We start from the raw sequence: 19,549 nt of genomic DNA on the forward strand, positions 1-19,549 counted from the left end.
AGTTCAGTCCTTGAGATGAAGCGTGTCGAGCAGGGCGCGCGCATCGAGATGATCCGCGGCGCGCGCCGCATCGCGCGAGCTGAGATGCGGAATCACGCCGAGAAGCGGCGCGGCGATGCGTTGCTTGAGCGTGGCGATGTTTTCTTCGGGATACAGCATGTTCGGATCGACGCGATTGGCGACCCAGCCCGCGAGCGTCAGCCCGCGCGAGGCGATCGCTTCGGCAGTCAAAAGCGCATGGCTGATGCAGCCGAGCCGCATGCCGACGACGAGCACCACCGGCACGTTCAGCGCGACGGCGAGATCGGCGGTGTCGTGCGTCTCGTCGAGCGGTACGCGAAAGCCGCCGACGCCTTCCACCACGACGATATCCGCGAGCGCCGAAGCCGCGCGATGCGCGTCCACGATGCGCCCGATATCCAGCGCGATGCCTTCGCGCGTCGCCGCGATATGCGGCGCGATCGGCTCGCGCATCATGAACGGCGTACGCATGTCGGGGGGCAGCGCGACAGTCGCGGCGGCGTCCAGTCGATCGGCGTCTTCGTTGTGCAGCACGCCGTCGCGCATGACGGCGCCCGAGGCGATCGGCTTCATCGCGGCGGCGCGAAGCCCAGCGCGCGCGAAGCCGTGAAGCAGCGCGCAGGAGACGAACGTCTTGCCGATCTCCGTATCGGTCCCGGCGACGAAAAGGGATAAAGCGGTCATAGCGTGTTCAAGGCGTGGTCGAGACGGTCGAGGTCTTCGCGGCTATGCGCGGCGGAGAGCGAAATCCGCAGGCGCGACGTGCCGGACGGAACCGTCGGCGGGCGAATCGCGGGCACCCAGAGGCCGTGCGCGTCGAGCGCGGCGGCGATGGCAAGCGTTTCGTCGTTGCCGCCGATCACGAGCGGCTGCACTGCAGTCTTCGAATCCACCGGAAGCCAGCGCGTGCGCTTCAACATGGCGCGCGTGGTGTCGATCAAGGAAGCGAGATGCGCGCGTCGCGTGTCGCCTTCATCGCCGGCAATGATTTCGATGCTCGCCGATACCGCATGAGCGACCGCAGGCGGCGCAGCCGTCGTGAAGATATACGGACGCGCGCGCTGCACGAGCCATTCGATCACGGTTGCGTGAGCCGCGACGAACGCGCCCGCCACGCCCGCCGCCTTGCCGAGCGTGCCGACATAGACGAGATGCGGCGAGCGCAGCGCGAAGTGCGCGAGCGCGCCGCGCCCTTGCGGGCCGAGCACGCCGAAGCCGTGCGCGTCGTCGACGACGAGCCACGCGCCGTACTTTTCCGCCAGTTCGACGAGACGCGCGAGCGGCGCAATGTCGCCGTCCATGCTGAAGACGGTATCGGTGACGATGAGTTTCGTCGCGGTCTCGTCGCGCGAGGCGTCGAGCATGGCGTCGAGCGCGTCCATGTCCGCATGAGGATAAATCTGCGTTTGCGCGCGCGAAAGCCGCACGCCGTCGATCAGCGACGCGTGATTCAGCGCGTCCGAGAAGACGAGCGTGCCGCGCCCCGCCAGCGTCGTGAGCACGGCGAGATTCGCCATGTAGCCGGTGCTGAAGTAGAGCGCGCGCGGATCGTCGACGAAGCCGCCCGAGAACGCGGCGAGCTCGTCTTCGAGTTGCGCATGGGCGCGCGAATGCCCGCCGAGCAGATGCGAACCGCCGCTGCCCGCGCCGTAGCGCGACGCGCCGTCGGCGAGCGCCGCGCGAATGGCTTCGTGCGCGGCGAGGCCGAGATAGTCGTTGCTCGCGAAGCCGATCATCGCGCGGCCATCGACGGTCATATGCGCCGAATTCGCGCCGTCGATGATTCTGCGGCGGCGGCGCAGTCCGCGCGCGTCGATATCGGCGAGACCCTGGTTCAGCGCGTCGTAGAGCGCCTGCGTGGTGTCGTTCATGCGGCGCACTCCGCAAGCGTGGCGTCGAGCGTATCCAGCGTGCGCTGCGCGAGCAGCGTAAGTTCGTCGTCGGAGAGGATGTACGGCGGCATCATGTACACCGTCTTGCCGATGGGACGCATCAGCAGTTCGCGCTGCAACGCATTGCCGAAGAAGCGGCGCGAGAACGCGCGGTCTTCCGTATCGACATCGAACGCGAAGATCGTGCCGCGCTCGCGGAAGTTGCGCGTGCGCGCGTGCTTCGCGAGCGGTTGCAACGCTTCGCGAAGCAGCGCCGACTTGCGCCGGTTTTCGGCGAGCACATTTGCGGTTTCGAACAAGTCGAGCGTCGCGAGCGCCGCGCGGCACGCGAGCGGATTGCCCGTGTACGAATGCGAATGCAGAAAGCCTCGCGTGATGTCGTCGTCGTAGAAGGCGGCGTAGATGTCGTCGCGCGTGAGCACGATCGAAAGCGGAAGATAGCCGCCGCTGATGCCCTTCGACAGGCACACGAAGTCGGGCCATATGCCCGCCTGCTCGCACGCGAAGAAGGTGCCGGTGCGCCCGCAGCCGACCGCGATTTCATCGGCGATCAGATGCACGCCGAACTCGTTGCAGAGCGCGCGCAGGCGCGTGAGGTACGACGCGTCGTACATCGCCATGCCGGCCGCGCACTGCACGAGCGGCTCGACGATCACGGCGGCAAGATGCGTCGCGCGTTCGGCGAAGAGCGCGCGCATCGCGTCGATCGCTTCGTCCGCGCCCGCCACAGCCGGCGATGCAACCACGTGCGCGTGGCGGATCAGCGGATCGTACGCGTCCTTGAAGAGCGCGACGTCCGTCACGCCGAGCGCGCCGATGGTCTCGCCGTGATAGCTGTTCGCGAGACAGACGAACTCGCGCTTCTCCGTTTGGCCGCGATTGCGCCAGAAGTGAAAGCTCATCTTCAGTGCGATTTCAACCGCCGATGCGCCATCCGAGGCGAAGAACGCGTGGCCGAGCGTCTCTTGCGTAAGCGCGGAAAGACGCTCCGCCAGTTCGACGGCGCTCGCGTGCGTGCAGCCCGCGAGCATCGCGTGTTCGAGCGTGTCGAGCTGGTCCTTGAGCGCGCGGTTGATGTCGGGATTCGCGTGGCCGAACAGATTGACCCACCACGAACTGATGGCGTCGAGATAGCGGTTGCCCGCCGGATCGTAGAGCCACGCGCCCTGGCCGCGTGCGATCGGCACGAGCGGCATGCGCTCGTGGTGCTTCATCTGGGTACACGGGTGCCACACGGCGGCGAGCGAACGCGCGACCCAGTCTTGATTGGCTTCTGTGTTCAAAACGGCTCCCAGGCCCGCGCGAACGCGAACCGGTACATCGGGCAGGCGCGGCGGCCTGCGCTTTTCGAAGGAACTGCGCGAGACTTTCGCGCGCTCCAATTATCCCGAAAATGCGCGCCGCCTTCGCTTTTCGCCCGTGTTTCGGACGATGCAGCCGCGCGCATCCGAAGTGCGAAAACGCGCTTTGGCGCGCAACTTCGCCGAACGCGACGCGTAGTCTTACGATCGCCGCCGCAAGATGCGAAAACGCCGGCGCAGCGGCCGGCGTCGTCAGACAGCGTGAAGTGCGCGCGCTCAGCGCGAGGCCGTCTGCGTATCGGCGCTGTTGTTCTTCCAGACGACCGCGTTATCGACCGCGTAGAGCCTGCACGGGTCGCTGCTCTGCTTCTGGCAGCCTGCAATCGCGACGGCCATCGGATCGTCGCCGCCCTCGGCCCACGACCACGCGCCGGAATCGGACACCGCGAACGCGCGGCTCGAATACTGGCTCAGAAAATTGCGATACCCGGCGCGGCCGTTTTCATCGACGAAGGGGACGGATTGCACGGCGTCGAGGCTCGCGAAATCCGTGGCGTTCGGCGCGTGCGGCTCGGCGACCTGATATTGCACGCTGGTCGGCATGCCGACTCGCGCGAGAAACGCCTTGACGCGCGGCCACCAGATCTGCACGCCGTCGCGATCGCCGACGAGCCGGTGGGCGTCGTTCTTGTAATCGCCGAAGTCGATCATGTTCGCCCGCGCGCCGTGCGAGACGAACGCGGCGTACATCTGCGACGACAGATCGCCCTGCCAGACCGAATCGTTATCGCCGTACAGCCACAGCGACGGCAGGCGCACGTTTTCGCCATACGCGCCGAAGGCATCGACGAGATTTTTCTGCCAGCCCGCGCACTCGTCCTGCCGCAAGCCGCCCGAGAAATTGATGAGACCGCGCACGCCCGGCGCGGACAGCGCATCGCGCGCGCCGTAGGCGATGGTCGTCAGCCCGCCGTGCGACGTGCCCGCCACGACGATATGCGTCTTGTCGATGTAAGGCTGCGCGCTCATGTACTCGACGGTCGCGGCGACATCGCGTGCCTGCGCGAAGCCGTTCGCCTGGACGTCGCAGCCGTGGCCGGCGTAGTCGCCGCCGGAGCCGGCGAAGCCGCGGCGGTTCGGCACCACCACGACATAGCCGTGGCGCACGAACTCACGCGCGAGCGCGACGGGCCGGTTGCGCGGTTGCGCATGGGAATCGCCGGGCAGCTTGCCGTGATTGAAGACGATCATGGGGAACGGGCCCGGGCCGTCCGGCTTGAAGACCGTGGTCTGGAGCGCGATGTCGTCTTCCGGCACCTCGATGACCGTTTCGTTCAGGCCATTGGCGACGACCGGCAGGCGCGCGTCGAGCGCGTCGGGAATCTGGCTGAAGACGGGTGCCGTGAGCCCTTCGGATTGGCGGATGCCGCCGATCGGCTCGGCGTGGACGACCGACGTGAAAAGCGACGCCGCGAGCGAGCACACCATGCTGCATCCGACCAACCAGGTTCTGATCGCCATCCGTGAACTCCGACCGCACTCATCGATATGTTGATATGACGCGGGCCCGGATCGCCGGTTGAAGTCACAAGCCGGTCGCGCTGCTGACGATGAGCAGTGTCGAGTGCCGGGCTTTGGAGTCATGCCGCGAAAAGGCATGACAAATGGCTTCAGACTGGAAAAAACGGGTTGCCGCATTGGGCCGGGCGCGAGAATGACAGCGCCCTGACGCAAACACAGATTACCCGTTCAAAATTGCACTGCACAATAAAGGAAACCCCGTAACCGTTTAATCTGAAAGGGGAAGTTCAGGAAATTAATACCGTGCAGTTTTAAGGGAGGATTTACTTTTCGACGATTTGTCCGTCGATATAAATCCAGTGGTTATCGTTATTACGCGTAAAGCGGCTCGCTTCGTGCAGCCGATGCGCGCGGCCATCGACTTTATATCGCGCGACGAATTCCACCTCTTCGTGATTGCCGTCGATGACCGTGTGACGCCTGATCTGCAAGCCGAGCCAGCGCGTGCCGTCGCCGGACGCGTCGAGATCGGGCGGGCAGGTTTTCGTGTCCCAGGTCGCGCGCAGATAGGCCGTGTCGCCGAGCACGTAGGCGCTGTAGCGCGAACGCATCAGTTCCATGGCGTTCGCCGGAAAAGAGTGACCGTCGATGAAGCGCCCGCAGCAGTCGTCATAGCGCGGCGCGCGCGCGTGCGGGCGCTGGGCGGTCGACGCGCCGCCGCAAGGACACTCGACCGGCTTCATGCGTCGACTCCCGGCATCTCGACATGGCGCGGCTGGCTGCGCACGCGGTCCAGCCACGCGCGAATGGCCGGATAGCGCGACAGATCGAGACCCGCGTCGTCCGCCACATGCGTGTAGGCGTAAAGCGCGATATCCGCCACCGTGTACCGCTCCGCGACAAAGAACGTGCGCGTCGCGAGATGCTGCTCCATCACGTCGAGCGCGCGATACGAACCAGCGGTCCGCTCGGGCAGGCGCGGATCGTCCGGCTGTTTGAGAAACTGACGGATGAAGCGCGCCACCGCGACGTTCGGCTCGTGGCTGTACTGCTCGAAAAACAACCATTGCAGCACTCGCGCGCGTTCGAGGCGATCGTCGGGAAGCAGCGCGGAGCCTTCGGCCAGATAGCAGAGAATGGCGTCGGATTCGGAGAGCGTCGTCTTTTCGTCGATGACGAGCACCGGCACCTTGCCGTTCGCATTCAGCTTGCGGAAGGCTTCGGTGCGCGTCGCGCCGTGCATCATGTCCACTTCGTGCCAGATATACGGCAGGTTCAGTTGTTCGAGCGCGAGCCGCACCTTGTAGCAATTGCCCGACGATGCCACGCCATGCACGTGATAAGTCACTTGGAGATGCTCCTTGTCAGGGCGCGGCTTACCACTCGAGCCGCGTGCCGTCGTACTGAATGAAGCGGCCGTTGTAATCGTCACGCAGCGCGTGCGCCTGTGCGATGACGGCGCGCATGCCGGTGACGCTGCGCGCCACGTCGATGGCCGCGGACGGCCCGCCCATCTCCGTGCGAACCCAGCCCGGATGCAGCGCGAGGCACGCCGTATGCCGCGACTGCACGGACGCCACCTTCAGCGCCGAGTTCAGCGCCGCCTTGCTCGCGCGATACAGCCAGCCGGTCGTGCCGCTCGTCTCGCCGATGCTGCCCATCTTGCTCGATACGACGGCGAGCACGCCATGCGCGGCATCGGTGAGCGGCAGCAGCACCGGTATTAGTTGCATCGGGCCGCGCACGTTGGTGTGCATGACGCCATCGAAGTCCTCGGCGCTGATCGTATCGACGCCTTCGGTGCGCGGGCCATAGACGCCAGACACGATGATCGCCGCGTCCAGCCGCTCTTCCTCGAGTTGCCACGCGAGCGCGGCGATCTGCTCCGGCTGCGTGACATCGAGCGAGAAGGTCTGCGCGCCGAGCGCATCGAGCGCGGAGAGCGCGGCTTTATCGCGGGCAGTGGCGAGCACGCGCCAGCCGTCGCGCGCATATTGACGCACGAATTCGTGGCCGATGCCCCGCGATGCGCCGACAATCAGAGCGGTTTTCATCAGTGCTCCTTTCTAGTCTGTTTCAAACCAGTTCCACACCCATCGCGGTCGCTTCGCCGCCGCCGATGCACAACGTCGCCACGCCGCGCTTGCCGCCGCGCGCACGCAATGCGCCGATCAGCGTCACGAGAATGCGCGCGCCTGACGCGCCGATCGGATGCCCGAGCGCGCACGCGCCGCCGTTCACATTGACCTTGTCGTGCGGCAGATCGTGCTCGCGCATCGCGGCCATCGTGACGACGGCGAACGCCTCGTTGATCTCGTACAGATCGACATCGCTCGCGCGCCAGCCGTTCTTCTCGAAGAGCTTGCGGATCGCGCCGACGGGCGCGGTCGTGAAGAGGGCGGGCTGCTGCGCGAACGTGCTGTGCCCGACGACACGCGCAATCGGCGTCGCGCCAAGGCGCTTCGCGGTCGATTCGCGCATCATCACGAGCGCGGCCGCGCCATCCGATATCGACGACGAATTCGCAGCCGTCACCGTGCCGTCGTTCGCGAAAGCCGGCTTCAACGACGGAATCTTCTCGATGTTCGCCTTGAACGGCTGCTCGTCGCGCTCGATGACGGCATCGCCTTTCTTGCCCGGCACCGTGACCGGCGCGATTTCCCACGCGAACGCACCGTTCTCGTTCGCGCGTTGCGCGCGGCGCAGCGATTCCACGGCGAACGCGTCCTGCGATTCGCGCGAGAACGCATACGACGACGCGCATTGCTCCGCGAACGTGCCCATCAGCCGGCCTTTTTCGTAGGCGTCTTCGAGGCCGTCGAGGAACATGTGATCCATCACTTGCCCGTGTCCCATGCGCATGCCGCCGCGCGCCTTGGGCAGCAGATACGGCGCGTTCGTCATGCTCTCCATGCCGCCCGCGACGATCACGTTCGCCGAGCCCGCGAGCAGCATGTCGTGCGCGAACATCGCGGCGCGCATGCCGGAGCCGCACATCTTGTTGATGGTCGTGCTGCCGGTCGATAGCGGCAGGCCCGCGCCGAGCGCCGCCTGTCGCGCAGGCGCCTGCCCCTGTCCCGCAGGCAGCACGCAGCCCATGATGGCTTCGTCGATCTGCTCGGGGTCGAGGCCCGCGCGTTCCACCGCCGCACGAATCGCGGCCGCGCCCAGCTGCGGCGCGGTCAGCGCGGCGAAATCGCCCTGAAACGCGGCCATCGGCGTGCGCGCGGCCGAAACGATGACCACCGGATTCTCTTGTGTCTCACTCATGTTTTAGCTCCTGAATGACGCCCTGGATGATTGCGGGAACATCGCCGAGGCGTGCCGCGTCGGACGCGATCACGTCGTTTTCCGCTGCGTGCGCGCCGTCGCGCTTCAACGCGGCGAGGCACGATTGATACGTCGAATCCACCTGCTCCTGCGCGCGGATCATCATGCCCATGTTGCGCAGACGGCCGTCGTGAACGCCGTAGGTCCAGCCATGCACGGTGAGTTCCTGCCCGCGCGACCAGGCGTCGTTGACGACCGTGGTCCGGCATACGTTGAGCGTCTGCTCGATGGTATTGAGCTCGACGAGCCGGCGATGCCGCGCTTCGCCCATCGGCCATTCGTCGAGCAAGGCGGCGTGCTTCTCGCGCACATCCTCGACATGGCGCAGCCAGTTGTCCGCGAGACCCACGCGCCGCCCGACGAGCGCCGCGCCCACGCCCGAGCAGCCGTAGTGACCGACGACCATGATGTGCTTGACCTTCAGCATATCGACGGCGAACTGGATCACCGACAGACAGTTGAGGTCCGAATGCACGACCACGTTCGCGATATTCCGATGCACGAACACTTCGCCCGGCGGCAGGCCGATGATCTGGTTCGCGGGCACGCGCGAATCCGAGCAGCCGATCCACAGATACTCCGGCGCTTGCTGATGCGCGAGCCGCTCGAAGAAACCGGCGTCTTCCGTGAGTTTGCGCGTGACCCAGTTCTGATTGTTCTCGAACAAATGGACGAGGGGATGGGCGGCTTCGTTGTTTCGGTCAGTCATGTTCGTGTTCGTGTTTCATGCGCGCGCGCCTTGCGCGGCGCGCGCGGGTGCCTTGTCGAATCGCTCCGGATAACGGATGCAGAAGCGGATGGCACGGTCATAGGGGAAGAAATCGGCGAGTTCGCCTTGCAGCAGTTGCTCCTTGTGACGCTGCCACAGGGCAGGGTCGAAGAGATCGGCGTGATGGCGCATGAACGCTTCGCGCACGCGCGGATCGCCGAGCAGAAAGGTGCCGTACGTCTCGGGAAAGATATCGTGCGGCCCGACGGTATACCACGGTTCGCCGGACAGTTCGTCCTCTTCGTTACGCGGCGGCGGCACGCGGCGCACGTTGCAGTCCGTCAGATATTCGATCTCGTCGTAATCGTAGAACACCACGCGCCCGTGCCGCGTGACGCCGAAATTCTTGTACAGCATGTCGCCGGGGAAGATGTTGGCCTGCATCAACTGTTTGATGGCGTCGCCGTATTCGCGGATGCCGTGATCGATGTCATCGGCGCGGCCGTTTTGCAGATACAAGTTGAGCGGCACCATGCGCCGCTCGATATACACATGGCGTATCACGAGCTTGTCGCCTTCGTATTCGATCATCGAAGGCGCTTCCTTCTCCAGTTCGCGGATGAGCGCATGATCGAGGCGCGCAAGCGGCAGTGCGACACTCGAATACTCCAGCGTATCCGCCATGCGTCCGAGCCGGTCATGCCGCTTCACGAGCTGGTACTTGTCCTGAATCTTCGCGCGCGTGGTTTCCTTGGGCGGCGGAAAGGCGTCCTTGATCAGCTTGAACACATAAGGAAACGACGGCAGCGTGAACACGATCATCACGAGTCCCTTGATGCCGGGCGCGATGATGAACGCGTCGCTCGAATGCTTCAGGTGATGCAGCAAGTCGCGGTAAAACAGATTCTTGCCCTGCTTTTGCAGGCCCAGCGACGTGTAGATTTCCGCGTTCGGCTTGCCCGGCATGATCGTGCGCAGGAAGTGAACGTACGCGGACGGCACTTCCATATCCACCAGAAAATACGAGTGCGCGAAGCTGAAGATGATGAGCAGTTGCTGACGTTCGGTCAGCACGGTATCCAGCGCGAGCAGCCCGCTCGGCGTATGGCGAATGGCGATGGCAAACGGCAGCAATGAATCGCCGTGAATGATGCGCCCGATGATATAGGCGGCCTTGTTCCGAAAGAACAGCGACGAAAGCACGTGAATCTGAAAGTTCGGCGCGGGCGCGAATTCGCCGAACGTATCGCGCAGCGATTGCATCACGCATTGCACGTCGCGCGTCAAATCCTCGAACGGCGTCTCCAGCTGAAAGTTCGTGACGATACGCTCGAGCGTCGGGGCGAGGCCGTCGGTGTCCGGGTAATACGCGCGATACGTCGGCTTGGCGGCGGGCTCGTCGTTCTCGATGTAGTCGGTCGAGATGGCCGGGCGCACGAAGATGAAATCGTTGTTGAAATACGAGCGATGCAAAATCTTGCAGCACACCGAATTAAAAAACGTCTCGGCGCATTCCGGCTGCCGATGCGTCGTCAACAGGCCGATGTAATGCAGCTTGATCTGCTGCCACACATCGTCGTCGATATGCTCGGCATCGTATTCGTCTTCGAGCCGCGCCACGCATTCCGCCACGCGATCGTCATACGAGGCGATGCGCTCGCGAGCCAGCCGCGCGAGCGCGTGCCAGTCGCCGCGCTCGAAAAGCGGCTTCGCTTCGATCGCGGCATCGCGAAACACGCGGTAATGTCGATCGAAGCCTTCGAGCAGCGTCTGCGCGACATCGAAGCCGATCTGCGACGAAAGCAGCTTGGGGAAGTGATTCATGTCGGCGTGCGCGTCGTGGGTCGAGGTCACATCATGCGGCTTTCGGTCGGCGGGCGCGCTTGTCCATGCCGGCGGCGAGCAGCGCGCGGCCTTCCTTTTCGTAGGCGGCGAGTTCCGCGAGCGTCGTGTTGATGTCTTCCATTTGCCGTTCCAGCACTTGCCGATGCGCTGCAATGGTGTCGACGAAGCCGCGCAGTTGCGCCGTCGTGCCGGTAGGCGAATCGTAAAGGTCGAGCAGCGTGCGAATCTCCGACAGCGTGAAACCGAGCCGCTTGCCGCGCAAGGTCAGCTTGAGGCGCGCGCGATCCCGCGACGAATACACGCGCCGCAGGCCGTTCGCGCCTTCGCGGCGCGGCGCGAGCAGCCCCTGATCTTCGTAGAAGCGGATGGCGCGCGGCGTGATGTCGAACTCGCGCGCCAGTTCGGTGATCGTGTAATGCGTGGGCTGAGTCATTGGAAAAGCGCCGCGCGCCATGGCGCGTCCAACGTTAGAATGACGTTTACGTTATCGTCAACTTCGCCGGATTGCAACGCGGCGCAAACCCTCAGAGCCCCGACCGATGAACGCACTCGAACACCAGCTCGACTATGTTTTTGCCGACGAATTGCCCGCATCGGGCGGCGTGAGGGAAGTCGCGCCCGGCGTCAATTGGCTGCGCATGCCGCTGCCTTTCGCGCTCGATCACATCAACCTGTGGCTGCTGCGCGATGAGATCGACGGCGTGAAGGGCTGGACGGTAATCGATTGCGGCATCGCGGACGAGAGCATTCGCGCGAACTGGGAGCGCGTGTTCGACACGGTGCTCGACGGCCAGCCCGTGCTGCGCGTGATCGTCACGCATTGCCATCCGGACCATCTCGGGCTCGCCGACTGGATCTGTCAGGGCGGCGACAAGAAACGCTGGAACGCGCGGTTGTGGATCTCGCTCGGCGAATACGCGATGGGCCGCGTGATGGCCGCGGGCGACGGCTCGAACGCGGGCGGCGAGCGCGCGGCGCAGCACTTCGCGGCGCACGGCTTGACGGACCCCGCATCGCTCGATGCGCTCAAAAAGCGCGACAGCTATTACCCGACGCTCGTCCCTTCGATGCCGCGCGAATTCCGCCGCATCCGCGAGGGCGACCGGCTGCGAATCGGTACGCGCGAGTGGCAAGTGGTGACGGGTTACGGCCATTCGCCGGAACACGTTGCGCTCTACTGCGCGGCCGACGAACTGCTCATTTCCGGCGACATGGTGCTGCCGCGCATCTCGACGAACGTGTCGGTGTTCGCCATCGAGCCGGAAGGCAATCCGCTCGCGCTGTATCTGGAATCGCTCGCGCGCTATGAGACGATGCCCGCCGGCGTGCTCGCATTGCCCTCGCACGGCAAGCCGTTTCGCGGCGTGAAGACGCGCATCGCGCAGCTTCGCGAGCATCATCGGGCGCGGCTCGCGGAAGTGCGCGACGCGTGCGCTGCGAAGCCGTGCAGCGCCGCGGATATCGTGCCGATCATGTTCAGGCGCGCACTGGATCTTCATCAGATGACGTTCGCGCTCGGCGAGGCGCTCGCGCATCTGCATGTGCTGTGGCTCGACGGCACGCTTTCACGCCGGACCGGCGATGACGGTGTGATCCGCTTCTCGCCGACCTGAGCCATCGCGCCAATCGCGTTACTGCACCGACACCGCGCCGAAGTTCTGCCGCCCGAACGGACTCACGTTATAGCCGCTGACGTTCGTGCGCGTGAGCGCGGCGGCGGTCGGATACACGAGCGGAATCCACAGCGCCTGATCGTGGATGATCTTTTGCGCATCCACATACGCCTTCGTGCGCTTCGCGAGATCGGGCGTCGCCTTGCCGTCCGCGATCAGCTTGTCCAGTTGCGGGTCGCAAAAGCGGGCGAAGTTGATGCCCGACTTCACCGCGTTGCAGCTGAATAGCGGCGACAGATAGTTGTCGGGATCGCCGTTGTCGCCGGCCCAGCCCATGAACAGCATGTCGTGCTGGCCCTGCTTCGCTTCCTTGATCAGCTCGCCCCATTCGATCACTTTCACCTGCGCCTTCACGCCGATTTTCGCGAGGTCGGCTTGCAGCAGTTCCGCGCCCGCCTTCGGGTTCGGATTCAGCACGCTGCCATTCGGGCGCACCCAGATAGTCGTATCGAAGCCGTTCGGCAAGCCTGCATCCGCCAGCAGCTTTTTCGCGCGATCCACGGAATACGGGTACGGCTGCACGTTCTTGTCGTAGCTCCACGTGTTCGGCGGATAGGGATTCACGGCGGGCGTCGCGGTGTTGTCGAAGACCGTCTTCATGTACGTCGTGCGATCGAACGCCATGTTCAGCGCCTGACGCACCTTCGGGTTGTCGAGCGGCTTCTTCTGCGTGTTGAGCGCGACGAACGCGGTCATGAACGCGGGCGTTTCGCTGACCTTGAGCGAGCTGTCCTTCTTCGCGTCGAGCACGTCCTGCGGCTTCGGCGAAAGCGCGATCTGACATTCGCCCGCCTTGATCTTCTGCGCGCGCACGGTGGCGTCGGGCGTGATCGCGTAGATGAGACGGTCGATCTTCGGCTTCGCGCCCCAGTACGACGGATTCACGTCGTAGCGGATGACGGCATCCTTCGTATAGCTTTTCAGCACGAAGGGACCGGTGCCAATGGGCTTGCTGTTCAGATCCACCTGCTTGTTCGCCTTCAGCAACTGGTCCGCGTATTGCGCCGAATAGATCGATGCGAAGCCCATCGTGAGAATCGGCACGAAGGTCGCGTTCGGCTCGTTCAGTTCGAACTTGACGGTGCGGTCATCCACTTTCGTCACGCTCTTGATCAGCTTGACGAGGCCCATCGACTGCGCGTGCGGAAAGCCGCTCGCGCCCGCAACCTTGTGCCACGGATTGCTCTCCGACAGCATGCGGTCGAACGTGAAGACGACGTCGTCGGCATCGAGCGGGCGCGTCGGCTTGAAGTAATCGGTGCTCTGGAACTGCACGTTCGGACGCAGATGGAACGTATAGGTCAAGCCATCGCTCGATACGTCCCATTTCTGCGCGAGCGACGGCGCGACTTTTTTCGCCGCTTCGTCGTAGGAGACGAGCGTGTTGAAGATGACGTCCGCCGATGCGTTCGTCGTGACGAGCGAATTGAACTGCACGACATCGAAGCCGTCCGGGCTCGATTCCGTGCAGACGGTGAGGGGCTTGGACTGCGCGAGCATGGGCGCGGCCATGACGAAGGCAGCGAGAAGGGCAGGCAAGCGTTTCAGGCGCATGGGTTCTCCGGTCGACGGGAGCGCGCTTCTTTTGCGTGCTCCGTGAATCACACATCGTTTGTTGTTATTGCTCGATAAAACCAGTCGCGCGATGCCGAGCAAGCACCGCGCCCGCGCGGGTAGCTTAGCGAACGCGCGCGAGCACGACAACGAACGCTTGCGCATACCGATATGCCGGGCCTGCTGGATCGGCTTGCCCGAGCGGCTTGCCGAACGCGGCGCGTCACGCTACACTGCCCCGGTCTTTGGGGAGTAGCCTTCCTTCCGTTTGCGAAGGAGAACGCGTCAACATCCTCGGCTCTGCTGCCGTGGCGCGTTCGACCGGTCCGGTTTGGCGAGACCAATGATGCGTCATGTCGTTCCTGGTCGGACGGCGCGTGGCGCATCATGGTTCGCTGACGTCCGACCGTGGAATCATCGTGTCCCCACAACTCCAACATCTCTTTCTTTTGCGCACGAGCATTGGCCGTGCGCTGTCGCCGCATCGTTTCATGCGAGGTGCCGCATGACGATGCTCTTCCTCGAACTCGCGTTGATGCTCGCGATCATCCTGATCGCCTCGGAGCTTTTCACTAACGCGCTCGAACATCTCGGCGAGCGGCTCGGCATTTCCGAAGGCGTGACGGGCTCGCTTTTCGCGGCAGTGGGCACGGCCTTGCCGGAAACGACAGTGCCGATCATCGCGCTCCTTGGCGGCACGGCGAGCCGCGCGGTCAACGAGGAAATTGGCGTCGGCGCGATTCTCGGCGCACCGCTGATGCTCGCGACGCTTTCCACGTTCCTGATGACGCTCGCCATCGTGAAATCGCGCGGCTTGCGCGGCGTGATCGAACCGGAGCGCAGCGGCTTCACGCGCGATCTGAACTTCTTCCTGTTCGCCTTTCTGATCGCGGCCGGCGCGATGTTCGTGCCGCACCACGCATGGCAAGTGCGCGCGCTCTTCGCGGCGGGGCTCGTCGGGCTGTACGTGATCTATGTGATCTCGACGTTCCGCGCATCGGCGAATCTCGTCGAAAGCGGACACGGGACCGAAGCGCCCGAAGCGCTCTTCATTTCGCGCGTCGGTTTGAAGACGAATCTCGGCTCGATCATGCTGCAGTTCCTGATCGGCATCGTGCTGCTGGTGGGCGGCGCGAAGGGCTTCATCCACGGCGTCGAGGGCGTTTCGGAGGCGCTGGGCGTATCGGCGCTGCTGCTGTCGCTCATCGTCATCCCGATTGCGACGGAACTGCCTGAGAAGGTCAACAGCATTCTCTGGGCGCGGCGCGGCAAGGACACGCTCGCGTTTGGCAACATCACCGGCGCGATGGTTTTTCAGGGCACGTTGCTGCCGTCTATCGGCATCATGTTGACGCCGTGGGAGCCGCGCGTGGAAGTGCTGACCGGCGTGCTCATCACGCTCCTGGCGGCGGCGTGGCTGCGCTTCAATGCAAGAGGGAAGGGTGTGGCGCTTTGGGCGCTGCTCGGCAACGGCGTGCTGTATGCGGCTTATCTGACGCTGACGCTCGGGCGCTGAGAAATAAAAATGCCCGCAAGAGCGGGCATCGAAGAGTAAAGCAGCGCGCCGTCGAAACCGGCGCGTCGTTCTTTTTGTTCTTAGATTAATTAACGGCGCTTGCGGGGAAAACTTTAGAACCGCGCCGCCTGTTGGTAGCGGCTCGCGGCTTTGGCGCCATCCATCGAGCGGCGATACGCCGCTGCCAGCGTCGTCTGTGCCGTCCGCGCGCGTGCAGTGACTGCATCGATGCTTGCCTGGATCTTGCGAATGACGGCGAGCGCGTCCGCCGGCTGATCGGCTTGCAGCGCCATCACAAGCGGAGCACGCTTCGCGTCGATTTCGGCGGCACGCGCCCAGTCGCCGTTGTTCACGGCTGCTTCGATCGCCTCGGTCAGCGACCACGCGTTCTCGATCAATTCTTGCTGGTTCATCCTGAGTCTCCGCCTTTACTTCGAGTTCGTCGCCAGCGCGCCGGCGCTGTTGGTGCCGCCGAAGAGCGCAGTCAGGTAGCTGCCCTGCGTCGCCATCTGCGACATCAGCGTGTTGAGCGCCGTGAACTGCGCGTTGTACGACGTCGTCAATTGCTGCGTGTAAGCGGTGAGCTGCGTCTGCTGATCGGCGATGCTCGACAGGTCCGCGTTGAGCGCGGTCGTGCGCGTGTCGATGACGCCGCCCGTCTGCAGGAACGACGTCAGGCTGGTGTTCAATTGCGCGGCCACGCCGTTGGTCGAATTGAACAGCGAAGCGACCTTGCCGGTGTTGTTCGTGAGCGCAGTCGTGAGCGCGTCTTCATCGGTCTTGAGCGAACCGTCCGGTTGCAGCGCGATGCCGATCGACGCCAGGTTGACCTGGCTCGTGCCGGTTCCGACAGCCTTGCTGATGGTGCTCGCGATCGTGTTCTTGATCGTGTTCATCATCGAATCGCCGAGCAGCGCGCCGCCTTGCGAGCCTGCCGACTGCGTCGAATCGAACGACGTCAGCGACGATACCGTGCTGATGTAGTTGTTGTATGCCGTGACGAACGCGTCGATGGTCGTCTTCTGGCCGCTCACGTCCTGACCGATCGTGAGCGTCTGCGACGTGCCGACCGAGTCCGACGTGAGCGTCATGTTCACGCCCGTGATGGCGTTGCTGATCGAATTGGTCGCGCTCGAAACGGCCGTCCCCGCGATGGTCAGATTCGCGTCCTGGCCCGCCGTGTTCTGCGTCCAGTTGGCCGACGCGCCGATCGACGTTTGCGCGGGCGTGGTGATCGTCTTGGTCGGATCGTTGGGATCGGTCGTCGTGCTCGCGGCGACGTTCGTCGTGGTGACGGCGAGCTTGTTGATCGACGACGTGCTGTCGTCAGCATTGACCGCGACGTTGATGCCGTTGGACAGACCCGTCGACGAGGAGCGCAGCACGAGGTGCGCGCCGTCCGTGCCGTTGACGATGGTCGCCGTGACGCCTGGATTGTCCGACGCCGAATTGATCGCCGAGGCGATGCCCGACAGCGTGTCGTTGCTGCTGTCGATCTTGATCGTGCTGCTCTTGCCGTTGACGCTGAGCGTCATCGAGCCGGTGCCCAGCGTATCGGTCGACTGGAAGGCGCCCGACGTGATCGACTGCGACGTCGCGATGTTCTGCACGCTCACAGCGTAGCTGCCCGTCACCGCGCCGCTCGCCGCGGAGGCCGACAGCCCCTTGCCGTCGGCGGTGGCGGTGAACTGCGAGAGCGTCGTGCCGTTCGCGAGATTCGCGAGCGAGCTTTGCAGCAGCGAGAGAATCGACTTCAGCGTGCCGATCGCGGTGAGCTGCGTGTTGTCGGTCGTTTTCTTGCTGTTGAGTGCGTCCGTCTGGCCCGCGACTTTCGAGTTGACGATCGCGCTCACGAGCGAGTTCACGTCCATCGTCGAGTTCGTGGAGCCGCTGATGATGGACTGCGCGGCCTGCTGGACGGCGCTCGTCGGATCGACAGTGGAACCCGTTGTCGTGGCTACGGTGGTCATGTGTACTCCGGTGCTTACGCGTTCGCGATCGTTCGAATTGGGCGGGAGTCGTCATCTCCCGGAAACGCGCACAGGGAGACGAGCTCCCCGGGCGCTGACTGCGGTGCTTCTTGTGCGGCTATTTCTACAGCGGCGCGCATTGAACGGCGAATGCGCGCCTTACAACGTCGGCAATGCTTAGCCGAGGAGCTTCAGAACCTGCTGGGGCATCGAGTTCGCTTGAGCCAGCACCGAGATACCAGCTTGTTGCAGCACTTGAGCCTTCGACAGATTCGCGGTTTCCTGCGCGAAGTTCGCGTCGGTGACCTGCGATTGTGCCGACGACAGGTTCGTCGCTTGTTGCGTCTGCGTGGCGGCGATCGACGTGAAGCGGTTTTGCGCGGCGCCCAGGTTTGCCTGAATGGCGTTGACCGAGTTCAGCGCGTTGTCGATCGCTTCGATCGCACCGTTGGCGCCATTGGTCGTGCTGATGTCGATGGCGGAAACGAGCGGCGGCTTGTTGTTCGAGTTGAGCGACGCGAGTTGCGTGGTTTGCGCGCTCGTTGCACCGCTCGGCGTCTGGAACGCGATCGAACCGGGGGTCGTGCCCGAAGCAGCCGTCACGGAGAGTTCCGAAGCGGTTGCCACGCCGGACGAGATCGCCTGGTTGTTCTGGTCCGTGAACGAGAAGCCGCCCTTGCCGTCGGCGAGAACGTTGATCGTCGTGATTGCTGCCGTGCCGGTCGTTGCCGCGCCCGCTGCGTCGAGGCTCAGGCCCGTGATCGAACCGATTGCCGTGCCCGACTGTGCGAAACCGCCGCCGATCTTGGCCGACGACACGTTCTGGCTCAGGTCGACCGAGATCGTCTGGCCGACGTTCGCGCCAACCTGGAAGCTCACCACGCCTGCGGAACCGTCCAGCACGTTCGTGCCGTTGTAGGTCGTTTGCGATGCAATGCGGTTCACTTCAGCGATACGCTGCGAGACTTCCTTTTGCAGCGCGGTCTGGTCGCTCGGCGACAGCGAGCCGGTTGCCGACTGAACAGCCAGCTGGCGGATACGCTGGAGGTTGTCCGTGATCTGGCTAAGACCGCTCGATGCCGTTTGCGTCATCGACACGCCGTCGTTCGCATTCGACACGCCTTGGTTCAGGCCGTTGATCTGCGAGGTCATGCGGGAAGCGATGGCCTGGCCGGCTGCGTCGTCAGCCGCGCTGTTGATGCGCTTGCCCGACGAAAGACGCGTGATGGCCGACGACAGTGCGCTTTGCGTGCCGTTCAGGTTTTGCTGGGCGACCAGCGAGTTGATGTTGCTGTTGATACCGATCATTTTCAATCTCCAAGGGTCTGGCGCTGTATCTCAGACAACGCCGTTTTTGGTCGGGGCGGCTAGTTGCTTGGCCGCTTGTTTAGGTTTTCGGCGGCGTTCGAAGAAAACTTTAGGCTCGACGTTGAGGCAATTCGGAAATTTTTCGGACGATGCCTCGCGCGGTTTGCGCCGCCCGGCTGCGCGTGCGCGCGCCGGGTAGAACGCCCGCGCCACATCGGTCAAACGAGATCGAATTCGCCTAACATGGCTTTGACTTGGTCAGCCGGGTTGAACATCAAGAGGTCGAGAATGGAAAGCCAGGGCACGAACGGCTCGCCGAACTGCCGGTATTCGAGCGGGCGCGGTTGCAAAAACCGCAGCTCGATTCCGCGTTCGGCGAAATCCGGCGCCGAATAAAGCGCGGTGCCGCCGATTGCGTTGATATACGTCGTCGCGCCGAGTGCGCCGCATATCGCCAGCACCTTGTCCTGCGCGCGAAGCGAATGGTCGATCGGCAATGTCGATGAAACGACGATCCGCGTGTCGAGCGACAGCCTTTCGTTTGTCGCGCGAATCGAGTGATGCAGGAAATGGAAAAGATTGCGGTCTTCATGCTCGACGCATTCGCGCAGCAATTCGAAGCCTTGCGCGAAATGCGGCGCGCGCCGATACGCACCCTGTATCTGATTGAGCAGCTTCTGCCGGTCGAACGAAGGCGCGATGAAGCGCGCGACGACATCGAGCGAATCCGAATCGTTGACGAGCGGAATGCTGAAATACGCATCGCCGCCGTTTTGCAAAAAGCGATTCCGATTGAACCAGCCTTTCTTCGTGTATTTGATATTGTCGTAGACGACGAACACGTCCACTGCCCCGATCAGCTGAAAGTAGCCGATATAGGGCAGGAAGTAAGGCTGCATGATCGCGACT

The 19,549-nt window shown here is 63.8% G+C and carries 18 protein-coding genes and 1 riboswitch; of the genes, 2 read left to right on the forward strand and 16 right to left on the reverse strand.

Annotated elements, in window-relative coordinates; translation table 11 throughout:
• Nucleotides 1-3: 3 nt before the first annotated feature.
• The 11 genes from bioD to GV035_RS24965 form a co-directional block, all read right to left on the reverse strand.
• Nucleotides 4-705 carry a dethiobiotin synthase gene (gene bioD, locus GV035_RS24915; RefSeq protein ID WP_159837661.1) on the reverse strand — a complete coding sequence of 234 codons (702 nt, stop codon included), beginning with the start codon at nt 703-705 and terminating at the stop codon, nt 4-6.
• Complete coding sequence (gene bioF, locus GV035_RS24920; RefSeq protein WP_159837663.1) at nt 702-1,892, reverse strand: 8-amino-7-oxononanoate synthase; 1,191 nt, start codon at nt 1,890-1,892, stop codon at nt 702-704. Before bioF ends, bioD begins: the two co-directional genes overlap by 4 nt.
• Nucleotides 1,889-3,196 carry an adenosylmethionine--8-amino-7-oxononanoate transaminase gene (locus tag GV035_RS24925; protein WP_159837665.1) on the reverse strand — a complete coding sequence of 436 codons (1,308 nt, stop codon included), beginning with the start codon at nt 3,194-3,196 and terminating at the stop codon, nt 1,889-1,891. The genes bioF and GV035_RS24925 overlap by 4 nt, the downstream gene beginning before the upstream one ends.
• 294 nt (nt 3,197-3,490) lie before the next feature.
• On the reverse strand, nt 3,491-4,735 hold the full coding sequence (locus GV035_RS24930) for a dienelactone hydrolase family protein (RefSeq protein ID WP_159837667.1): 1,245 nt from the start codon (nt 4,733-4,735) through the stop codon (nt 3,491-3,493).
• A 323-nt stretch (nt 4,736-5,058) separates the two neighbouring features.
• A complete protein-coding gene (locus tag GV035_RS24935; RefSeq protein ID WP_159837669.1) occupies nt 5,059-5,478 on the reverse strand; it encodes a YchJ family protein in 420 nt (139 codons plus the stop codon).
• The gene (locus GV035_RS24940) at nt 5,475-6,083 is read right to left on the reverse strand and encodes a glutathione S-transferase family protein (protein WP_159837671.1); all 609 of its coding nucleotides are present in this window, start codon (nt 6,081-6,083) and stop codon (nt 5,475-5,477) included. Before GV035_RS24940 ends, GV035_RS24935 begins: the two co-directional genes overlap by 4 nt.
• A gap of 28 nt (nt 6,084-6,111) precedes the next feature.
• Nucleotides 6,112-6,789: an SDR family oxidoreductase gene (locus tag GV035_RS24945; protein ID WP_159837673.1), complete on the reverse strand. Its 678-nt coding sequence runs from the start codon at nt 6,787-6,789 to the stop codon at nt 6,112-6,114.
• A gap of 22 nt (nt 6,790-6,811) precedes the next feature.
• Nucleotides 6,812-8,005, reverse strand: a complete 1,194-nt coding sequence (locus GV035_RS24950; RefSeq protein ID WP_159837675.1) for an acetyl-CoA C-acetyltransferase — start codon at nt 8,003-8,005, stop codon at nt 6,812-6,814.
• Entirely contained in the window at nt 7,998-8,774 is a 777-nt protein-coding gene (gene can / locus GV035_RS24955) for a carbonate dehydratase (protein ID WP_159837677.1), read from the reverse strand. The genes GV035_RS24950 and can overlap by 8 nt, the downstream gene beginning before the upstream one ends.
• 15 nt (nt 8,775-8,789) lie before the next feature.
• Entirely contained in the window at nt 8,790-10,598 is a 1,809-nt protein-coding gene (gene aceK / locus GV035_RS24960; RefSeq protein ID WP_159837679.1) for a bifunctional isocitrate dehydrogenase kinase/phosphatase, read from the reverse strand.
• Nucleotides 10,599-10,629: 31 nt separating this feature from the next.
• On the reverse strand, nt 10,630-11,052 hold the full coding sequence (locus GV035_RS24965) for a MerR family transcriptional regulator (protein ID WP_159837681.1): 423 nt from the start codon (nt 11,050-11,052) through the stop codon (nt 10,630-10,632).
• Nucleotides 11,053-11,158: 106 nt separating this feature from the next.
• Between GV035_RS24965 and GV035_RS24970 the strand changes: the two genes are divergently transcribed.
• A complete protein-coding gene (locus GV035_RS24970; protein ID WP_159837683.1) occupies nt 11,159-12,232 on the forward strand; it encodes an MBL fold metallo-hydrolase in 1,074 nt (357 codons plus the stop codon).
• Nucleotides 12,233-12,250: 18 nt separating this feature from the next.
• Here the strand turns inward: GV035_RS24970 and GV035_RS24975 are convergent, their stop codons facing one another.
• Nucleotides 12,251-13,846, reverse strand: coding sequence for an ABC transporter substrate-binding protein (locus GV035_RS24975; RefSeq protein ID WP_442859588.1), 1,596 nt, complete (start codon nt 13,844-13,846; stop codon nt 12,251-12,253).
• A 235-nt stretch (nt 13,847-14,081) separates the two neighbouring features.
• Nucleotides 14,082-14,250: riboswitch (yybP-ykoY riboswitch) on the forward strand.
• Between the two features lie 101 nt (nt 14,251-14,351).
• Between GV035_RS24975 and GV035_RS24980 the strand changes: the two genes are divergently transcribed.
• Nucleotides 14,352-15,362 (forward strand): sodium:calcium antiporter, encoded by a 1,011-nt coding sequence (locus GV035_RS24980; RefSeq protein WP_159837685.1) that lies wholly within the window; start codon nt 14,352-14,354, stop codon nt 15,360-15,362.
• Between the two features lie 113 nt (nt 15,363-15,475).
• Here GV035_RS24980 and GV035_RS24985 read toward each other — a convergent pair whose 3' ends face one another.
• The 4 genes from GV035_RS24985 to GV035_RS25000 all read right to left on the reverse strand — a co-directional run bounded on the left by GV035_RS24985 (nt 15,476) and on the right by GV035_RS25000 (nt 19,539).
• On the reverse strand, nt 15,476-15,775 hold the full coding sequence (locus GV035_RS24985; RefSeq protein WP_159837687.1) for a flagellar protein FliT: 300 nt from the start codon (nt 15,773-15,775) through the stop codon (nt 15,476-15,478).
• 15 nt (nt 15,776-15,790) lie between these two features.
• Nucleotides 15,791-17,332 carry a flagellar filament capping protein FliD gene (gene fliD, locus GV035_RS24990; protein WP_159837689.1) on the reverse strand — a complete coding sequence of 514 codons (1,542 nt, stop codon included), beginning with the start codon at nt 17,330-17,332 and terminating at the stop codon, nt 15,791-15,793.
• Between the two features lie 177 nt (nt 17,333-17,509).
• Nucleotides 17,510-18,640, reverse strand: a complete 1,131-nt coding sequence (locus tag GV035_RS24995; RefSeq protein ID WP_159837691.1) for a flagellin — start codon at nt 18,638-18,640, stop codon at nt 17,510-17,512.
• A gap of 218 nt (nt 18,641-18,858) precedes the next feature.
• The gene (locus tag GV035_RS25000; RefSeq protein WP_236572717.1) at nt 18,859-19,539 is read right to left on the reverse strand and encodes a WbqC family protein; all 681 of its coding nucleotides are present in this window, start codon (nt 19,537-19,539) and stop codon (nt 18,859-18,861) included.
• Between the last annotated feature and the right edge of the window lie 10 nt (nt 19,540-19,549).

The sequence above is a fragment of the Burkholderia sp. 8Y genome, assembly GCF_902506145.1.
Classification (GTDB): domain Bacteria; phylum Pseudomonadota; class Gammaproteobacteria; order Burkholderiales; family Burkholderiaceae; genus Caballeronia.

Excerpts from the sequence above, each read along its gene's own strand:
- bioD (WP_159837661.1), bottom strand. The coding sequence starts at position 705 with ATGACCGCTTTATCCCTTTTCGTCGCCGGGACCGATACGGAGATCGGC.
- bioF (WP_159837663.1), bottom strand. The coding sequence starts at position 1,892 with ATGAACGACACCACGCAGGCGCTCTACGACGCGCTGAACCAGGGTCTC.
- GV035_RS24930 (WP_159837667.1), bottom strand. The coding sequence starts at position 4,735 with ATGGCGATCAGAACCTGGTTGGTCGGATGCAGCATGGTGTGCTCGCTC.
- GV035_RS24935 (WP_159837669.1), bottom strand. The coding sequence starts at position 5,478 with ATGAAGCCGGTCGAGTGTCCTTGCGGCGGCGCGTCGACCGCCCAGCGC.
- GV035_RS24945 (WP_159837673.1), bottom strand. The coding sequence starts at position 6,789 with ATGAAAACCGCTCTGATTGTCGGCGCATCGCGGGGCATCGGCCACGAA.
- GV035_RS24950 (WP_159837675.1), bottom strand. The coding sequence starts at position 8,005 with ATGAGTGAGACACAAGAGAATCCGGTGGTCATCGTTTCGGCCGCGCGC.
- can (WP_159837677.1), bottom strand. The coding sequence starts at position 8,774 with ATGACTGACCGAAACAACGAAGCCGCCCATCCCCTCGTCCATTTGTTC.
- aceK (WP_159837679.1), bottom strand. The coding sequence starts at position 10,598 with ATGAATCACTTCCCCAAGCTGCTTTCGTCGCAGATCGGCTTCGATGTC.
- GV035_RS24965 (WP_159837681.1), bottom strand. The coding sequence starts at position 11,052 with ATGACTCAGCCCACGCATTACACGATCACCGAACTGGCGCGCGAGTTC.
- GV035_RS24970 (WP_159837683.1), top strand. The coding sequence starts at position 11,159 with ATGAACGCACTCGAACACCAGCTCGACTATGTTTTTGCCGACGAATTG.
- GV035_RS24975 (WP_442859588.1), bottom strand. The coding sequence starts at position 13,846 with ATGCGCCTGAAACGCTTGCCTGCCCTTCTCGCTGCCTTCGTCATGGCC.
- GV035_RS24980 (WP_159837685.1), top strand. The coding sequence starts at position 14,352 with ATGACGATGCTCTTCCTCGAACTCGCGTTGATGCTCGCGATCATCCTG.
- GV035_RS24985 (WP_159837687.1), bottom strand. The coding sequence starts at position 15,775 with ATGAACCAGCAAGAATTGATCGAGAACGCGTGGTCGCTGACCGAGGCG.
- fliD (WP_159837689.1), bottom strand. The coding sequence starts at position 17,332 with ATGACCACCGTAGCCACGACAACGGGTTCCACTGTCGATCCGACGAGC.
- GV035_RS24995 (WP_159837691.1), bottom strand. The coding sequence starts at position 18,640 with ATGATCGGTATCAACAGCAACATCAACTCGCTGGTCGCCCAGCAAAAC.
- GV035_RS25000 (WP_236572717.1), bottom strand. The coding sequence starts at position 19,539 with ATGCAGCCTTACTTCCTGCCCTATATCGGCTACTTTCAGCTGATCGGG.